The following is a 19,673-nucleotide window of genomic DNA, read 5'->3' as shown; positions in this document are numbered from 1 at the left end:
CCGCGGCGACACGAACCCCTCCTACCAGGAAAAACCGCCCCCCGCACAATGCAGGGGGCGGCTTCATTTTCAGACCGGGGCTCCCTGTCAGACGAAGTCGCCGCTATCGATATCGATGGTGTCGATGCCTTCGAGGAAGACGGTGTAGCCGCCGCCGGTCAGCACCGTGCCTGCGCCGCCGCCATACTCCGCCACGGTGAAGTCGGCGAAGCCCAACCCGTCGGCAGAGAAGTCCAGCACATCGATGCCATCCTCGAAGTCGGTGATGGTGTCCATGTCACCCGCGGTGGTGAACTTGAAGCAGTCCGCCCCTGCTCCGCCGGTGAGCACATCGTTCCGCCACTGGCCGTCGAGGGTGTCGTCGCCGTCTCCGCCGTTGAGCATGTCGTCGCCGCCGCCGCCGTACAGGCTGTCGTTGCCGGCCTCGCCGAACATCTCGTCGTCGCCGTTGATGCCGTTCAGGACATCGTGGCCGTCACCGCCCCACATGGAGTCGTTGCCCGCCTGGCCGAAGACGAAGTCGTCGCCGCCGTTGCCATACAGCACATCGTCCTGGTTGCCGCCGTAGATGATGTCGGTCTGGTCGCCCCCGTTGATCTGGTCGTTGCCGTTCTGACCGCGCATCAGGTCCTTGCCGTCGCCGCCGTCCATGGTGTCGTCGCCGGACCCGCCGAGCAGCGTATCATCCCCGGCAAGGCCGTTCATGATGTCGTTGCCCTCGGTGCCGGTGAGGCTGTCGGCGCCCTCAGTCCCGTTGATGGTCGAGGTCTTGCCGTCGACGGTGACGGTGACCGTTGCCGTGTCGGTGCCGCCGTTACCGTCCGACACCGTGTAGGTGAAGGTGTCGGTCGCGGTCTCGCCGGCCTCGAGGTAGTCGAAGGCGCCATTCGCGTTGTAGGTCAGGACCCCGCCAACCAGCGAGACGGTGCCCGCCGTGCCGGTGGTGTTGATCGCCGAGACGGAGAGCACGTCGGCCGGGTCGAGGTCGGTGTCGTTTCCGAGCACCAGCGCCGTCAGGTCGATCGCCTCGTCCTCGTCCACCGTCACGGCGTCATCCACCGCGGTGACCGGATCATTGGCACCGATCAGGTCGACGACGAAGTCGTAGCTGTCCGTGGCCAGCCCGTCGCTCACCGTCACCGTCCAGGTGCCGACCGCCGTGTCGCCCGCGCTGAGGAAGCCCAACACCGCGTTCGACAGGCCGAAGCTGAAGGGCACGTTCAACAGCCCCCCAGAGTGCAGGCCGCTCGTGGCGCCGGTCGGCTGCAGCGCCGATTCCAGCAGCATGAGCTGCGTCGGCGTGGCCAGCTCCGCCGCATCGCCGCTCAGCGAGAAGCTGACCGAGACGGAGGCGGTGTCGGTGGTGTCCACGTCCTCGAACACCACGATGGCGTTGCCGCTGTAGCCGGTCGCCGTGTCCTCGGTGATCGAGGTCTCGGAGGCGGTGGTCGTCCAGTTGTTGTCGGAGTTGATGAACGAGCCGAGATCGAAGATCGCCGGCGCGTCGTTGGCCCCGTTCACCGTGACCGACACGGAGCTCGACACCGGCGCGCCGACACCGTCGGACACGTCGTAGGTGAAGGTCAGCACCTCGCTCTCGCCATCGGCCAGATCGTTGAACGCACCGGCATCGAAGCTGATGCCGCCCGTGTCGCTGATGGTGATGCCCGGGATCGCGCGGCCGCCGTCGGTCCGCACCAGGTTCTGGATCGACAGTTCGTCCGACGTGTCCGCGGTGGAGGCGTTGGCCAGCAGCGCCGCCGCGTCGATGGTGACTGTACCGTCGTCCTCGGAGACGCTCTCCGACACCGGGCCGGAGACCAGGACGGGATCGTCCGCGCCGGTGATCTCCACCGTGTAGGTGGCGGTATCGGAGTTGCCTTCCTCGTCGGTCACGGTGACCTCGATGCTGGCCTGCGCGGTCTCGCCGTCGGCCAGGTACTCGAAGCCGCCCGCCGGATCGAAGGTCAGGTCGGTCCCGTCGAGGGCGAAGCTGCCCGGTCCGGCGTAGCTGCCCAGCGAGAAGCTGAGCACCGCGTCAGCATCCGCGTCCGTGGCCAGTGCCGCGAGGTCGGCCACGGTGGTCGCAGCGGAGGCGTCCTCCGACACCGAGGCCGCGATGCCCACGATCCCGGCAAGCACCGGATCGTCCTCGGCGCCCGCCACCTCGAAGGTGATGTCGACCGAGTTGCTGCCGCCCTGCGCGTCCTCGACGGTCACGCCGATGGTCACCTCCTCGCGGTCGAACGGGTCATCGAGGTACTCGAAGTCGCCGTCCGGATCGAACCACAGTTCGGTCCCGACGAGGGAGAACGTGCCGCCTCCGGCGTAGCCCGCATCGAAGGAGTAGGTCAGGTCCGCCGGCAGGTCGTCGCCGTCCGCATCGGTGGTGATGTCGGCAAGGTCGACGATCAGGAAGCCCGGGCCGTCCTCGGGGACGATCGGCGGGCTGGCGTCGCCGATGCCGGTGAACTCGGGCGCGTCGTTCTCGCCCGTCACCCGCAAGGAGATGTTGGCCGTATGGCTGCCACCCTGCGCGTCGGTCGCCGTCACCGCGATGGTGACAAAGCCCTCGTCATCCACGTCGAGCGCGTCGAAGTCGCCGTTCGGGTCGAACTCCAGCACCGTGCCGTCGAGCGAGAACACCCCGCCGCCCGTATAGCCCGGGTCGAGCGTGTACGTCAGGTCCGCCGGCAGGTCGTTGCCGTCCACGTCGGTGGTGATCGTCGCAAGGTCGACCACCGTGGTGAGGCCCGCGTCCTCGCCGATGTCGGGCGTGTCGTTTTCCGTCTGCGCCGTCACCACCGGGTCGTCGTTGGTGCCGGTGACCGTGACCACGACCGAGGTCGAGACCGTCTCGTCACCGTCGGTGATGTCGTAGGTGAAGGTCAGGGTCTCCACGTCGTTCTCGTCGAGGTCATCGAAGAGGTCGAGGTCGAAGCTGATCGCCCCGTCCGCCCCCACGGTGAAGGCCCCGCCCAGGTCGCGGTCGCTGGAACCCGCGTCCTGTGTCACGGAGGCCGCGACCACGCTCAACGTGTCGCCGTCGACATCCGTGGCCTCCGACAGCAGCGTCGCCGCATCCACCGTCGCGGTGGCACCGTTGGCCTCCACCACGTCTGCGGTCGTCGGGCCGCTCTCCGGCGCGTCGTTGACGCCGGTGACAGTGACCACCATGTCGGCCTCCGCCGTGGCGCCATGGGCATCCTCGACCTGTACGCGGATCGTGACCTCTTCGGTCTCGCCGTCGTCGAGGTACTCGTAGCCGCCCGCGGTGTCGAAGCTCAGCTCCGTGCCGTTGACGATCACGCCCGGCCCGCTGATGACGGAGTACGTCAGGTCGGCGCCGTCGTTGTCGCTGTCGATGTCATCGGCCAGCCCGCTCAGGTCGAAGCTGGTCGCGCCGCTGTCCTCGGAGACCGAGAAGGCCCCCGCCGTCAGCGTCGGGTCGTCGTTCGTGCCGGTGACGGTGATGGTGATCGTCCCCTCGTTCGAGGTGGCGGTCTGTGCGTCCGTCGCGGTCACGCCGATGGTGACGAAGGCTTCCTCGCCCGCGGCCAGCCCCTGGAAGTCGCTGCCCGGATCGTAGGTCAGGCTGCTGCCCGTGATCTCCGCCGACCCTTCGCCCGCGCCCGGCGCCGTGGTGATGGTGTAGGTCAGGTCGCTGCCGTCGTTCTCGGCATCGGCGTCGGAGCCGAGCGCCGAAAGGTCGACCACGATGGCCGTGCCGTCCTCGTCCGCGGCACCGCTGCCGTCCACCATGACCGGCGCGTCATTCACGCCCGTCAGGTCGATGGTCACCGTGGCGGTCGCCGTGGTGCCGTCGTCCTCCTCCACCGTGTAGGTGAAGCTGTCGGTCCCGGCCTCGCCTTCGTTCAGCGCGTCGAAAGCGCCGCTTGGGTCATAGCTGTAGCTGCCGTCGTCGTTCAGAGTCACCGAGGCGCCGTTTGCCGTGGTGAAGGTCAGCGTGCCGCCCAAAAGCGCCTGGCCGTTGCCCTCGATCACCGTCAGCCCCTCGAAGTCGATGTCGAAGTCGTTGGCCAGCACGTTGCCCGTAACCGCCGTGTCCTCGTCCGTCGCGTTGCCGTCGTCGCCGAGGATGGCGCCCACGGTCACGTCGTCGAATTCCAGCAGTTCGACCCCGGTCAGCACGTCGGTGCCGTCGGCGCTGACCACCGTGACACTGGTGCCGTCCTGCGCAAAGGTGGCTCCCGCGAAGTCGTCGCCGATCACCGCCGTGTCGGTGCCCGCGCCGCCGGTGATGCTGTCGTCCCCGGCCCCGCCGGTGATCTCGTCGTCGCCCATGCCGCCGTCGATGCTGTCGCTGCCTTCGCCGCCGTCGACGGTGTCGGCACCGTCACCGGTCTCCAGCAGGTTGGCCGAGGCATCGCCGGTCACATCGTCGTCACCGTCGCCGGTGATCACGTTCTCGATGCCCGAGATGGAGTCGTTGCCCCCGATGCTCTTGGCGGAGGTGCCCGCCGCGAGATCCACGGTCACGCCGCCGTCGTCGGCAGAGAGATCGTAGGTGTCGGTCCCGGCACGACCGTCGATCTGGTCGTCGCCGGCGCTGACGAAGATCACGTTGTCGCCGCCGTCGCCCAGAAGCTGGTCCGCCGCCGAACCGCCCGCCATGTTCTCGAACCCGGTCAGGCCGTTCAGGCCCGCCCCGGTACCCGCCGCCAGGCCAGTACCTGGCACGATGAAGGACAGCTGGTTCGCCGCGAGGTCGATGCTGACCGCCCCGGTCTGGGCGGAGGCATCCACCAGGTCGGTGCCTGCGCCGCCGTCCATGACGTCGGTGCCCGCGCCCACCACGATGGTGTCGTCGCCCTCGCCGCCGGACAGGCTGTCGTTGCCCGCACCGCCGTCGATGTAGTCGTTGCCCTCGCCGCCGAGCGCGGTGTCGTCACCCGCCCCGGTGCGGATGGAGTCGTTGCCGCCCCGCCCGTCGAAGTACTGTTCGTTCGGGTTCACCCAGTTCGCGACGATGTCGCCGCGGAAGCTGTCGCCGTTCTCCGTCCCGAGCACCTCGGCGCCGTCCGGCAGCGAGGAGAGCGGGTAGATGGAGACACCCGTGCCCTCGGGCAGGAAGGTGTTCGCGCCGATGAAGCCGCCGAAGTCGGAGGGGTCCTCGGTCGCGCCGAGCGCGATCTGCGCCCCGGCCGAGCCGTCGAAGATGTTGCCGGAGATGTCGGTCATCTGCGGGCCGTCGGCGTTGATGCCGTTGCCGTTCGCCACGAAGCTGTTGCCGGTGACGACGGCTCCGGTGCCGACATTGAAGTAGATGCCCGAACGCACCTCGGTGATGAGGTTGTCGCTGACCGTGAGGTCGTCGGCGGTGCCCGCGGTCAGGATGCCGCGCGTGCCGCTGTCGGTCGGGTAGTCGCCGTCCAGGACCGAGTTGGTGACGGTGATGCCGTCGACGCCCACGTAGACCAGGCTCGACCCGGTCAGCGCGCCGTCCTCGACCCGGAAGCCGTCGAGCGTCGAGCCGTCCGAGCCGCCGTTGAACGAGACGCTGCCCGCGATCACCGCCTCGGCGCCGCGCGCCCCGTCGGTACCGCCGACGCCCGCCTGCGGACCGACGAGGGTCAGCTGCTTGCCGAGCGTCAGGTTTTCCTCGTAGGTGCCGGCGTTGACGACGATCGTGTCGCCCGCGCTGGCCAGATCGATGATCGTCTGGATCGACATGCCGTCATAGACGTACCAAGTGTCGCCGCCCTCGGCGTCCACGTCCGACGCCGTGCCGGCCATGGAGATCACCGAAGAGCCCGAGACGTCGGTGCCGTTGTTGTCCGTGAGTGAGAAGGCGAAGGCCTCGGCGTCCTCGAGGCTGCCGAAGAAGAAGGTGAAGTCCTCGCCCCGGCCATCCCCTCCGTTGCGCCAGTCGGGGTTCTGGACCTTGAAGACCTCGCTGTAGATCCCCGAAAAATCGATGTCCTCGACGACGGTGCGCTGCCCGCTGCCGCTGTCGACCTCCTCATCGGCGTAGATCCCGATGACCTCGTTCGAACTGTAGGAACCCGCGAAGGTGATCCCGCTGGTGCCCGCTTCGTAGCTGCGGCCCGCGGAGTAGAGCCCCACCGAACCCCAGTTGTTGTTCAGCGTGGTGATGTCCTCGAGCAGGATGCCGGTGCTGTCCGACATCGCGATGCCGACCCCCGCCGACCCGCCGGAGCCGCCATCCGCAGTGACCCGGATCAGGCTGGAATCGTCCACGCCGTTCAGGTCGATCTCGCTGCGCGCGGCGCCGAAGACGGTCACGTCCTGCGCGGTGAAGCCGCTGAGCGAGGTTGCCGACCCGCCCGGTGAGACCTTGATCCCGTAGCCGCCCGGCGTCGTCAGGCCGGACGCGTCCAGCGTGAAGTCCGACAGCGTGACGTCATCGGTGGTGACATGGATGCCGTAGCCCGAGCCGTCGCGGTCGAGGATGGTCACCCCTTCCCCTGCGCCCGCCAGCGTGATGCCCTTGGAGATGGTCAGCTCGCCTGTCAGCGAGAAGGTCCCCGCGCCCAGCAGGATGGTGTCGCCCTCGTCCGCCGCCGCGATGGCCGCCGCGATCGACATGCCCTCGAACACCAGGAAAGTGTCGCCGCCGCTGCCCGCGACCTTCAGCACCTCGACGCCGGTCACCGACTGGGTGCCCGTGGGATCGGAAGTCAGGAAGGCCTCGTAGCTGAGCACGCCGCCGGTGACGGAGGCGGAGGTCAGCGTAATGCCTTGCGCCGCCATCACTCCCTGCAGCCCGGTCACGTCCGGGGCCGCCATCAGAGGCGCCAGCGCCGCTGCGTCCATACCCGCGAACTCGCTGATCTCCAGCACGTCGGTGCCCGCACCGCCGTCGATGGAATCGTAGCCCTGCGCGATGATCGTGTCGTTGCCGGTGCCGCCGTCGATGCTGTCGGCGCCGATGCCGCCCTCGATCAGGTCGTTGTCCGCCCCGCCGTTCAGCACGTCGGTGTTGCCACCCCCGATCAGGTGATCGTCACCCGCACCGCCCTCGATGCTGTCCGGGTTCTCTTCCCCGTCCAGAACGTCGTCGCCGTCACCACCGAGAAGCGTGTCCAGACCCTGACCGCCAGACAACGTGTCAGCGCCGAGGCCGCCCTCGGCATAGTCGTTGCCGCCGCCCAGGTCGACGGTGTCGCCGAAGTCGGTGCCGACCACGTAGTCGTCGCCGTCTGCCAGCGTGACGTTCAGCGCCGAGTCGTTGGCACCGGCGTAGATCTCGTACTGCGACGCGGTCCAGACAGCGTTGTTCGTCGTCTCGGTCACGGATTCGTACTGGTTCGTCCAGGTGTTGCCCGAGACGGTCGGATCGTCGGTGTTGTTCGAGAAGACGACGCCGAACACGGTGTGATCGAAGTTGTTTCCCGTCACCACGGCGTTGTCGGTCTCGCCGTAGACGTAGATCGGGATATGAGTCGTCGCCATTTGCGACCCACCGGATGTCGCGCCGGTGAAGGTGTTGTTGGTGATCACAGTGCCGTCGCCGGCCGCGTAGGCCAGCACACCCGAAGTCGACCAGTCGCCGCGCGTGTAACCGATCTCTTCGACCGTGTTGCCGTCGATGATGCCCACCGCGCCGCCGCTGACCTGAATGCCGTTCTGCGCCTGCGCGCCGCTGCCGACAAGGAACCCGCCGCCCGTGACCGTGGAGTCCAGCACCGAGAAGGTAAGCCCTGCCCCGTCACCGACGAAGCCATTCTTCTGGAAGTCCTCGACCGTGCCGTTCTGGAAGGTCACGCTGCGCGGCGTGCCGTCGGTGTTGAGCACGACCACCGCGACGCCGCGCTGGTTGCCGCTGACCTGGCCGCCGACATAGGCATCGCGGACGCCCGTCACGGTGACTCCGTCCATGGTACCTTCGGCATTGACGTAGAGGATGCCCTCGTAATCGGGCGCCCGGGTGGCCGAGGTGGAGGCGGTTCCGGGCATGTCGTTGCCCAGGCCCGCGCCGTCGACCGTCACGCCCGTGATGTCCACGTCGCCGTCGATCACGGTGATGACCGCGGCCCGGTCACGGGATCCGCCGTAGGTGTCCGCAAACAGTGTCAGGGTCGGCGGGGACGGCATTTCGATGGTCACGCCGTTGCCGTTGATCGTCAGGTCCTTGCCTTCGATGATCACCTGCTCGGTCAATACGCCGCCGCCAGTGATTTCAATGGTATCCCCGCTCGCCGCCGCGTCCACGGCTTCCTGCAATGTCGCGTAGGTCGTGGTGCCGCTGGTGGCGTTGATCAGTTCAATGGTCGCAGGCATGGTTTACTCCCCAAAAATTCATTTCGCCAAATTTTGACACAGCGAAACACCTCGCCAGAAATGGCGATCCCTCCGGCGGCTGACCGGAGCACTCGATTTACTCAATGGAAGGCCGAAACCCCCGTTTTTCGGCGCACGCGGATTCGCGTGCTGGAAACAATTGATTAACCAATGAGATTTATGAAGCAACGATTTTTTCCATAAGTTCCAATACGGCACGACGACGGCAACACTCTGAATTAATCGAGACCTATTTCAAAAAAACCTTTGTTCTCAGGAGGTAAGACTTCCGCCGGGCATGCAGGAATGGAGGGAGGACGCCCAAGCAAACATGCAACAGATATCATGCCGCAAGTCATTGATTTTGATATATATTTTGCTTTATCATTCGGAAGGAAAATCGGGAACCGAAGATTGCTAAATCAGCATAGATTGAGTGCCCCAGTCTTCCGTGAAATATCCGTTAATGTAATCTATGCGGGAAAACCCAGTAATAATTCCCTCAAGCAAGGTTGTGTCGCATGTCGACAAGACTTCGCTCAACCTACTGACAAAATGTGGAATCCCCTGTCTTGGGAGAGCCACGGGTGAATCGCAAACCTTGCGCCGCATTCCCCACCGAGAACAAAGCTGCGCCCAATCTGCATGAAATAAAAGAGACACCCAATAGACGCCTTTGGAGCCCGTCAGCAGTTCACATGAGGAAACGCGGGAAACAACCTATGCGAGACTCACATCTACAACACCTAAAAAACTAAATTGAAAGGTTAATTTCACCCATTGGTTGTTTTCACTTGTCGCGCCGGCCGTTTGGAATAGGAAAAATGAACGCGCCAAAAATAACCGTCGGCTTTTATCCAAATTGGATGAAATGCCATCTTGAACCCAAGATACTGATAAACTTCAACACCGGCCCGGCTGCATTTTGCCATCCCGCCTCCGCGTCCCATCCTGCACCCGCCCCCGTGAAGATCGACCCGAAGGCAGCGCGCGGGCGCCTCCGGACCAGAGCGTCGGCAAGAGACAGATTGAGTAACGCATCCACATCAGCAAACCACAGGCCACACAGCCCGTGAACAACCGAAGGGTGTAGCCAGCGCGGAGGCACGGTCCTTGCCCTGGCATGCAGAAGGTTCATCGATTTCGCGGACGCGGCACCGTTCCTCAACCCGCACTCCAAGGCGACGGACGATTCCCTACCGCGTCCAACAGGAGCCCGGACCAAGACCAACGAGTTCCCGGAACGACGACCGCGACCTTTTCGCAAGGGTCGCGGGCGCATCAGGAGAACCGGGTCCTTTTCCCTTGACCCGGGGGGACCCGCCCTAAAGTGTCGTGGCCGATCAGGCTGCCGCCTCAATATTTAGATTCCCTTTGCCCTTTTGGAGTACGCAATGTCCTTTGCCTATCGCCCCACCGCACTCGTGGACCTCCTGCACTCCCGTCACCAGGTCGGAATTCGTCAGCGTTCTCTGAGACATCGCTGCCGCCTGGGACGCGCGACCGAACTTGTGTTCGTGCTGGCCTCGGGCGCAACGCTGTTGATCGGCGGACAGGCGAGCGCCGACGATTTGATCTGGACAGGCGCCGAGTCCAATTTCTGGGACGAAGTCGGTGACGAAAACTGGATCAACACCACGACCGGTTCCATACCGGATTTCTTTGTTGACGGTGACGACGTCACCTTCGATGGGACCGCATTCATCCGCACCGTCACGATCAGCCAGGGCGCTCCCGTCACCACCGGTGACATTACCTTCGATGCAAGCAGTTACGTCATCGACGCGGCGACTTCGGACGACCAGCTGGATGTGACGGGGACGCTGTCCGTCACCAACGCCATTGACAGTGCGATAATCTACGCAAGGCTTGTTGACGGCGCGACGATCGAAGGCGCAGGAAACCTGATGCTCGCTGGCGGGAGCGGAGATGTCGTGACCACCGGCGACATCGTCGTGAATGGTGCGGCCATCCAGACTGTGTCTCTGAGAGGCGGCACGTTCTTCAACGATGTCGTGCAGAACGGCGGCAACGTGCTCATCGACGGCGCCAACTTCTCGAGCGCGTCCAACCTTGTCGTCAACAGCGGCACCATGACGGTCGCCAGCACGGTGACGGTCAACGATGTCACGCTGGACGGTCCCGCCGGCACCGAGATGGAGATCGTGAGCGGCGGCGCGCTGCAGTACGATGCGGCCGGCACGCTCGACGTGGAAGGGTCCGCCCTGCTCGACCTCCGGGAAGGCGGCACAATCGGCACGAGCGGAGTGAACGTCAGCGTCAATGCAGGTGCGGGGTCGGCCCTCTCCATCGAGGGCACGGTGAATGGCGACGTCACCACCGCCTCCTCCACGAGCGAGATGGGCGGCAACGTGTCCGGCAGGCTGACGGTCAGCGGCGGGTCCACGACGGTCAACTCCGAAGCTTCGGCGGACGAGGTCCTGGTGACCGGCGGCGACCTGACGATCAACGACACGCTGAACGTGCGGGGCGGAACCGGTCCGGTCGTCTACAGCGGCACATCGACGGGGACGATCAACGGCACCGTCAACGGATCGGTGTTCACCGCCAGCACCACGGGCATCACCCTTGCGGATGGAGGCCAGATCCTCGGCACTTTCGGGCAGAACTCGGGCGGCACGAACACAACCGTGACCGGCGATTTCTCGGTCAGCGGTGAAATCCAGGTCAATTCGGGGATCTTTACGATCAACGGCAGCAGCGGCGGCGACACGCCCACCCTGACGACTTCGCGCCTTCGCGTCATGACGATCAGCCAGGTGGACCTGAACGGTGAACTCGACGCCAACCTCTGGAGCGAGGGCGGCACGATCAACCTTGCCGGAGACATCGTCAACACACGCGCGCTCGAAATGCGTCCGGGCACCGCCGGGGTTGTCAATGTCACGGGCGACAGCACGATCGACGGATATGCCGATGTCTACGGCGGCGTTCTCAACGTGCAGGGCGGCACGACCCTGACCGTCCGCGGAGCCCGCGGCGTTACCGTGAGTGACGGGGTCGGAACCGACACGATGAACCTCGTGGGCGATCTCGTGGGCGATCTGACGGTCAACAGCGCGGGCATCATGAATTTCGACGGCGGCGACGTAACCGGCAACACCACCGTGAACACCGGTGGTGCGGCCGTGGTTTCGGCAGGCACCACCTTCAACGGCGACGTGACGCTTGCCGGTGGCACGGCAGAGTTCGACAACGGCGCCGACATCGCCATCGTCGTGCAGGACAACCCGGCGACCACCGGCACGACTGAACGCACCCTGACCATCGGCGGCAGCTTCACCGACACCGGCACGGCGGCGATCACCAGTTCCGGCGCGGGGAACGTGGCGGTCTCCGCCTCGACGCTGGTGCTGGGATCGGGTTTCGTGGAAAACGATGTCGCGGTCACCGGAGGCGGCGGATTCACCTTCGACGTCGACGCGCTGGATGTGAACACCGGCGGCGCGCTGAACCTGACGACCTTCGCGGGCACGCTGCTTGACTACGACGTGTCCGTCAGCAGCGGCACGGCGACCATCGACGCCGCAACCGTGGTCGGAGACAGCGCGGGCACCTTCTTCGGCGTGACCGTGGACAGCGGCGCGGCGCTGGTTCTCGACGACGACCTGACCGCCTCCTCGCTGACCTCCAACGGCAACACGACCTTCGGCGACGGCGTGACCTTCTTCGGCATGGGCAACACCTACGTGAACGGCGCAGGCTCCACCGACACGTTCGGAGACAACGCGGGCGTGGTCGACAACGGCGCTGTGACGAACAACGGCACACTCGAGTTCAACGGGTCGGGCTTCCTGACGGCGGACGCCAACGACGACGACGCGCTGACGGTCACCAACTCGGCCACCGGCACGATCAACATGAACGACCTCGACGCCAGCAACGACGACGTGCTGACCGTCGCGGCGGGCGGTGCGGACACAGCATTCGAGAACCAGGGCGCGATCAACCTCAACGGCCAGACGCTGGATGTCACCGGCGTGGCGGCACTGAACACCACCGGTGCGGGCGTCGTCGACATGGGCGGCGGCACGATCATCGGCGCCGTGGTCAACGAATCCACCGCGCAGCAGTCGCTCTCGGGCACCATCGGGGACGGCACCGACGGCAGCGGCAGCTACACCCAGCAGACCGCCGCCGCGGCGGACACGCAGGTGGTGGCCGGCGATCTGACCGTCGATGGCGCGGTTGCGATCAACGCGGGCTCCCTGACGGTGGGCGACGGTGTGACCGGGCGGACGCTGTCTGCGGACACCGTCACCATCGGCAGCGGCGGCACGGTCAACGTGTCCGCGGGCTCGACGCTTGAAAACAATCTCAACGGCCTCCTCAGCGACGGCGACCTGACCAATGACGGTGCGCTCGACATTGGCGACGGCGCGACGGTCCAGTCCGTCGGCAACATCCTGAACAACGGCACCTTGGCCTTCTCCGGCTCGGCAACGCTCGACGCCAACACCGATGGCGATTTCAGCAGCGAGATGATCCGCAACACCGGCCTGATCCAGGCCAACGGCGGCGCGGCCGACACGGTGGCCATCGGCGGCGACAGCCTGATCAACACCAGCACAGGCCGGCTCGAAGTCAACGGCGGCACGCTGAACGGGATTGATACGCTGACGAACAGTTCGAGTTCGGGCAGTGCGATCCAGGTGGGCGCTGGCGCGACTCTGGGTTTCAACACGCTGAACTCGTCGGCGGGGACGGTGACCAGTGCGGGGACGCTTGACGGCGATGTGGCGCTTTCGGGCACGGGGGCGCTTGTGCAGAACGCCGGCGGGTCGGTCGACGGCAACCTGTCGACGGCGGGCGCTTCGGCCTTCGACATCAACGGCACGAGCGGGGATGCGACGGTCGAGGTGACGGGGACGCTGTCGCAGGGCTCGACCGGGTCCTCGACGTTTGCGGGCGACGTGGCCGGCAACGTGTCGGTGTCGGCGGGCACGCTGACGGTCGACGGCGCCTCGGAGTTCCAGTCGGGCCTGAACGTGACCGGCGGCGCGGTCGTGGTGGATGCGGATCTCGGCGTGACCGGGAACACGCTGGTCGACACCGGCGCGCTGACGGTGAACGCCGGCAGCACGCTGACGTCCAACGTCCAGTCGGGCACACTCGGCGGCGGCGGCAGCGTTGTGGTGGACGGCATCGTCGACGGCACGCTCAACGCCAACAACACCAGCACCTTCGACATCAATGCGGGCGGCTCCGTCACCGGGACGGCGACCCACGCCGGCACGGGGACCTCGACCCTCGCAGGCACCGTCGGCAACCTCAACATCACGGCTGCCGGAACCGTTCAGGTGGACGGCGCGGCGGTGTCGAACGGTCTGAGCTTCGTCGACGGCGGCGGCACGCTGGCCGTTCAGGCCGGCGCGTCCTACACCGCCAGCGGCGGCCCCCTGAACGTGGGCTTCGACGGCGGCAACACCGGCAGCGGCACCCTGACGGTGGCCGACACCGGCAGCATGATCGGCAACGTCAGCGTCTTCAATGCGGGCACCGTCGACATCAACGGCACCAGCGGCGACGCGACGGTGGAGGTGGACGGCAACCTGACGCTCTTTGCCGGCGCGACCGACACCTCGACGCTTGCGGGCGACGTGAGCGGCGGCGTCACCGTGAACGGCGGCACGCTGACCACCGACGGCACCTCGGTCATCGGCACCACGCTCGACATCGACGGCGGCACGGTGAACGCGGACGCGGCCACGACCGTGACCGGCGCGGCGACGGTGACCTCCGGGTCGCTGACGGTGGGCGCGGGCCAGTCGCTGACCTATGCCTCGCTGACGGTGGCGGACGGCGCGAGCTTCACGGCCGAGGCCGGGGCGCAGGTCTTCGGCACGGCGAACACGACGACGATCAACGGGGCGGCGACCTACAATGACGGGTCGACGCTGAACGACAACGGCAGCATCGACATCGGCGCGACCGGCAGCGTGACGTTCAACACCGGCGGGACGGGCATCGTGTTCGACGCCGACCAGGACAACAACGCGACCGGCACGATCACCAGCGACGGCACGATCACGGTGAACGGCACCGGCAACGTCAGCTTCGGCACCGACGGCGACGACAACTTCACCAACCAGGGCTCTGCCACGCTGGCGCTCCTGGACAGCTCCTCGGTCTCGGACATCGACGTGCTGACCAACAGCTCGACGGCAAACGGCGCGACGGCGGGCACGGCGGCGATCTTCCTCGGCGGCGGCACCTCGCTGGGCTTCACCACGCTGAACTCCTCGGCGGGGACGATCGTCTCGGCCGGGACGCTCGACGGCGACGTGAACCTGAGCGGCACCGCGGATCTGGACCTCAACGACGGCACGATCACCGGGGCGCTGGACAACCAGTCGGCCACGGCGATCACCCTCGACGGCACCGTCACCGGCGCCTTCACCCAGCAGGGCGCGGGCGCGCAGACCACCGTCGACGGCACCTCGTCCTTCGGCAGCACGGTGGATGTCGACAGCGGCACGCTGACGGTCAACGCCGACACCACGGTGACCGGCGCCACCACCGTCGACGACGCGACGCTGAACGTCGGCGCGGGCAGCACCCTGACCGCCAGCGGCAACGTGCTGGCGGGCGGATCGGGCGGCGCGGGCACGGTTGTCGTGGACGGCACGCTCGACGGCGACGTGACGGCCGAGAACACCGCGACGGTGACGGTCAACGGCTCCGTCGACGGCAACCTCGAAACGCAGGACACCGCCTCCTTCGACATCAACGGCACCTCGGGCGCAGCCCCGGCGGAGGTCACCGGCAACGTCACCCAGGCGGGCACCAGCGCGCTGAACACGCTGGCGGGCGACATCGCGGGCTTCCTGCAGCAGACCGGCGCGGGCACGATCACCGTCGACGGCGATGCGGTCGTCTCGGGCCTCGTGAACATCGACGCGGGCACGCTGACGGTCGCGGGCGGCGCAACGCTGGACGCCACCGGCGCCGGTGTCGACGTGGCGGCGGGCGCCTTCGGCAACGTCGCTGCCACCGGCGAGATCGACGGCGCCACCACCAACGCCGGCACCTTCCAGAACGACGGCACGGTGGACGGGGTGACCAACTCCGGCGGGTTCACCAACAACGGCACCACGGGCGGCGTCGGCAACTCCGGCACCTTCACCAACAACGGCGGCACCGGCACGGTCAGCAACTCGGGCACGTTCGACAACAACGGCTCGACGCTGGCCTTCACCAACACCGGCACGCTGACGACCTCCGGCACGATCACCGGCGATCTCGACCAGACGGCGGGATCGACCACCGCGGACGGCAACGCCACGGTCACCGGCGAGCTGGACATCGACGGCGGCACGCTGACCGTCGATCCCGGCATCACCCTGAGCGCGGGCAGCGCCGATATCGAGGACGCCGGCGGCGTCACGGTGGGCGCAGGGGCGACCCTGCAGACCACCGCGGGCGCACTTACCACCGACGACCAGGTCGCGGTGGGTGCCGGCGGCAACCTGATCGCCGCCACCACCCTGACCAACCAGTCGAACGGCGTCATCACCTATGCCAACGGCGGCACGCTGAGCGCCGGCGGCGCGGGCCAGGGCACCATCGTCAACGAGGGCCAGATCGTCATCGACGCGGGCACCGTGACCGCCACCGGCAACGACAACCTCGTCGCCAGCGGCATGGGCTCGGGGCTGCAGATCCTCGGCGGCACCCTCGACCTCGGCACCGGCACGGTGACAGACACCGGCACCGGATCGCTGACCGCGGTCACACTCACCGCGGACGCCAGCGGCGGCGCGGCGCTGACCACCGGCGGCGTGACCTTCGACGAGGCGGGGATCGAACTGAACGCCAACGTCCTCGGCGACGCGACGGTGAACGGCCCGGTGACCGTGGGCGGCACCGGCTTCTTCGACCTCAACAGCGCGGGCGGCGGCACGGCGACGATCACCGGAGACGTGGTCCAGCAGGCCGGCAGCACCGCGACCTCGACGCTGGCGGGCACCCTCGGCGGCATCCTCGACATAAACGGCGGCACCGTGACGGTGGACGGCACGGGCGGGGGCGGCACATCGGTCGTGACCGGCGCGCTGACCGTGGACGATGCCACGCTGAACGTGAACGCCGACACCGACGCCGCCGCGGGCACCACCGTGGGCGCGACCGGCACGGTCAGCAACACCGCCACCTTCACCACCGACGTCGCCAACGCCGGCGGCTTCACCAATGACGGCACCGTCGTGGGCGGGGTGGGCAACTCCGGCACCTTCGACAACAACGTCGCGGTCACCGGCAACGTCACCAACACCGGCACGCTGACCGATTCCGGCAGCATCGGCGGCACTCTCACCCAGACGGCGGGGTCGACCACCGTGGACGGCAACGCCACCGTGACCGGCCTCTTCGACATGGACGGCGGCACGCTGGCCGTCGACCCCGGCTTCACCTTCGCGGTGGGCAGCGCCGACATCGAGGACGCCGGCGGCGTCACCCTGGGGGCGGGCGCGACCCTGCAGACCACCAGCGGCGATCTCGAGAACGACGACCAGGTGGCCATCGGCAACGGCGGCACGCTGCTCTCCTTCGCGGCGCTCGGCAACGAGACCAACGGCGTGATGGACTTCCTCGGCGCCACCGGTGCGCTGACCGCCGGGGCGGGCTCGGACATCACCAACACCGGCCGGTTCAACATCAACTCCGGCGTGGGCCAGACCGTGACGCTGACCACCAGCGGCGGGGGCAGCTTCACCAGCTCCGGCCTGATCGACATGGTCGACGGCGAGACCGCCGACCGCCTGGTGATCAACGGCGACGCGGTGCTGAACGGCGTGATCGGCATGGACGTCAACGTCTCCGGCGCGATGGTGGGCACCTCGCCCGCCGACACCGCCGACCAGGTCAACGTGACGGGCACCGCCACCGGCGCGCCGACGCTGGCGTTCTCCAACGTCAACGGCGTGTTCTCCAACGTCGCGGCGCCGATCGACCTGATCACCGCGGCCAGCACCGCCGGCGTCTCGGCCACCCAAACCGGCCTGCCGACCAACGGCGCCTTCGTCTACAACCTGCAGAACACCGGCACCGCGGTGCAGCTGACCGCGACGCCCAACCTCGCCTTCGGCGGCGTGGCCTCCGGCCTCGCGGCGACCCAGAGCCTGATCTCCACCGTGGTCAACCGGCCGTCCTCGGCGCTGGTGACCCCGCTGGTGGCCCCGGGCGACGATCCCTGCGCCATAGGCTCCTGGAGCCGGATCACCGGCGGGCGGGCCTCGGCCAGCCTGTCGACCTCGGCCGCGAGCCTGCCCGGCTCGCTGTCCAACCAGATCGACCTGCGCTACCGCGGCATCCAGATCGGCCTCGACCGGTCCTGCTCGGGCGGCTACTACAACGGCTGGGACCTGGCCTACGGCGCGATGCTCGGCACCAACGGCGGCGACACCTCCCTGCCGGTCAACTTCGGCGGCACCGTCACCACGCTCAGCACCGAGTTCGACCAGACCTTCGGCGGCCTCTACCTGAGCGCGGCCAAGGGCCAGTGGTTCGGCGACCTGTCGATCCGCGCCGACAAGACCACCTATTCCATCCAGGAGAGCAACAGCTTCGCCAACGGCGGTCTCGGCATCGAGACGCAGGACTTCGACAGCCGCGGCAAGACCGTCTCGGGCTCGCTCAGCTACTCGCACACGCTCAACGAACAGCTCGGCCTGCGCCTCGTGCCCACCGCCGGCTTCTCGTTCAGTCACATCGAGAGCGACAGCATCGCCATCGAGAACGATCCCTCCACCACGGCCGACAACGCCACCCTGCAGGTCGGCGACATCGACCAGCGGATCGGCTACCTCGGCGCAACCCTGGCCCGCACCCAGGTCGCGGAAAGCGGCACGGCGGCGACCACCTACTTCGTCACCGGAACCTACTTCAACGACTTCGGGGACGACCTCGACAGCACCTTCACCGTCGACAGCAACGGCTCCTCCCAGGTCCTCACATCCGAGACCCTGGCCGGCTTCGGAGAGCTCAGCTTCGGCTTCAACTACACCGCAATCCTCGACGCAGGCTCCGCCCTCCCGGCACGCCAGGTCGACGCATCCCTCCGTGCAGACACACGCTTCTCAGACAATCTCGACTCATGGGGCTTGACCGCACAGGTCAGACTGCAGTTCTGAGACCGGCGCAGGGGTCCGGTCCGCCGGGCCCCGCCGTCCGGGCACATCGACACGACAGGAAAAGGCCGGGACGTTCCGCACCATCCCGGCCTTTGCCATGCCTTCGGTCCGGGCGCCCTGCCCCGTCGTCTCTCAGCCCACCGGCTCCTTCGCCGGAAACGCGCGGTACGTCAGCCTGGCTGCGTCCATGCCCGCGTCCACATCGGACAGCTCCGCCTCCGTCTGCGCCTTCAGCCAGGCGTGATGCGGGGATTTCACGCAGACCGGGTCGGTGGCGTTCGGATCGCCCAGCAGACCCATGGCCTGGCACCGGCATCCGCCGTGGTCCCTGGTCTTGCGTTCGCACGATCGGCAGGGCTCCTGCATCCAGTCGGTACCGCGATACGCATTGAAGGCCTGCCCGCCGTACCAGATCTCCGGCAGCGGCCTGTCGCGCACGGAATCGAACCTGAGACCCGGGATGATCTGCGCCGCATGGCAGGGCAGCACCTGGCCGTCCGGCGCCACGTTCAGCCCCGACGATCCCCAGCCGCCCATGCATCGCTTGGGGTAGTCCTCGTGGTAGTCCGCCGGGACGTAGTCGATGACCAGCGTGCCTTTCAGCGCCGCGCGGGCCTCGGCCACGATGCGCGTCGCCTCACGCGCCTGTGCCCTGGTCGGCATCAGCTCGGTGCGGTTCTTCAGCGCCCAGCCGTGGAACTGCACGGTCGCGACTTCGATCCGCCGGGCGCCCATCTCGACAGCCATCTCGAGCGCACGCGGCAACTGGTGGAGGTTGTGGCGGTGCAGGACGGCGTTCAGGGTCAGCGGGAAGCCGATCTTGCCGATCCACGCCGCCACCTGCATCTTGCGGTCGAAGCCGCCGCGATAGCCGCCCACTGCATCCGCCATCTGCGCGGTCGTGCCCTGCAGGGACAACTGGACGTGGTCCAGCCCTGCCTCGTCCAGCGCCTGCAGCCGTTTTTCCGTCAGCCCGATGCCGGAGGTGATGAGGTTGGTGTAGAGCCCCGCGTCCCGTGCCGCCGCCACCAGGTCGACCAGATCGCGGCGGGAGGCCGGTTCCCCGCCCGAGAGGTGCAGTTGCAGGACGCCCATCTCCGCCGCCTCGCGGAAGACGCGGGCCCAGGTGGCGGTGTCCAGTTCCGCCTCCTGCCGCGCCAGCTCGACGGGGTTGGAGCAGTACGGGCAGGACAGCGGGCAGCGGTGCGTCAGCTCGGCCAGCATGGCGATGGGGGGTGCGATCTTCATGCCGGCTCC

General features: G+C 67.3%; 3 protein-coding genes. 1 reads left to right on the top strand and 2 read right to left on the bottom strand.

The genetic code is table 11. The features are described from left to right. Positions 1-87 precede the first annotated feature (87 nt). On the bottom strand, positions 88-8,265 hold the full coding sequence (locus CDO87_RS19445) for a tandem-95 repeat protein (RefSeq protein WP_100930311.1): 8,178 nt from the start codon (positions 8,263-8,265) through the stop codon (positions 88-90). 1,394 nt (positions 8,266-9,659) lie between these two features. On the opposite strand from CDO87_RS19445, the gene CDO87_RS27075 reads away from it, so the two are divergent. Beyond that, on the top strand, positions 9,660-18,416 hold the full coding sequence (locus tag CDO87_RS27075) for a hypothetical protein (RefSeq protein WP_198521763.1): 8,757 nt from the start codon (positions 9,660-9,662) through the stop codon (positions 18,414-18,416). A 132-nt stretch (positions 18,417-18,548) separates the two neighbouring features. On the opposite strand, the gene pqqE is transcribed toward CDO87_RS27075, so the two are convergent. After that, a complete protein-coding gene (gene pqqE, locus CDO87_RS19435) occupies positions 18,549-19,664 on the bottom strand; it encodes a pyrroloquinoline quinone biosynthesis protein PqqE (RefSeq protein WP_100930310.1) in 1,116 nt (371 codons plus the stop codon). Positions 19,665-19,673 lie beyond the last annotated feature (9 nt).

It is taken from the genome of Sagittula sp. P11 (genome assembly GCF_002814095.1).
Classification (GTDB): Bacteria; Pseudomonadota; Alphaproteobacteria; order Rhodobacterales; family Rhodobacteraceae; genus Sagittula.
Note: the sequence above shows the minus strand (reverse complement) of the source record. Positions and strands in the feature narration are given on the sequence as shown.

Bases quoted from the DNA above. Each gene is read 5' to 3' on its own strand.
- CDO87_RS19445 (WP_100930311.1), bottom strand. From the start codon at position 8,265: ATGCCTGCGACCATTGAACTGATCAACGCCACCAGCGGCACCACGACC.
- CDO87_RS27075 (WP_198521763.1), top strand. From the start codon at position 9,660: ATGTCCTTTGCCTATCGCCCCACCGCACTCGTGGACCTCCTGCACTCC.
- pqqE (WP_100930310.1), bottom strand. From the start codon at position 19,664: ATGAAGATCGCACCCCCCATCGCCATGCTGGCCGAGCTGACGCACCGC.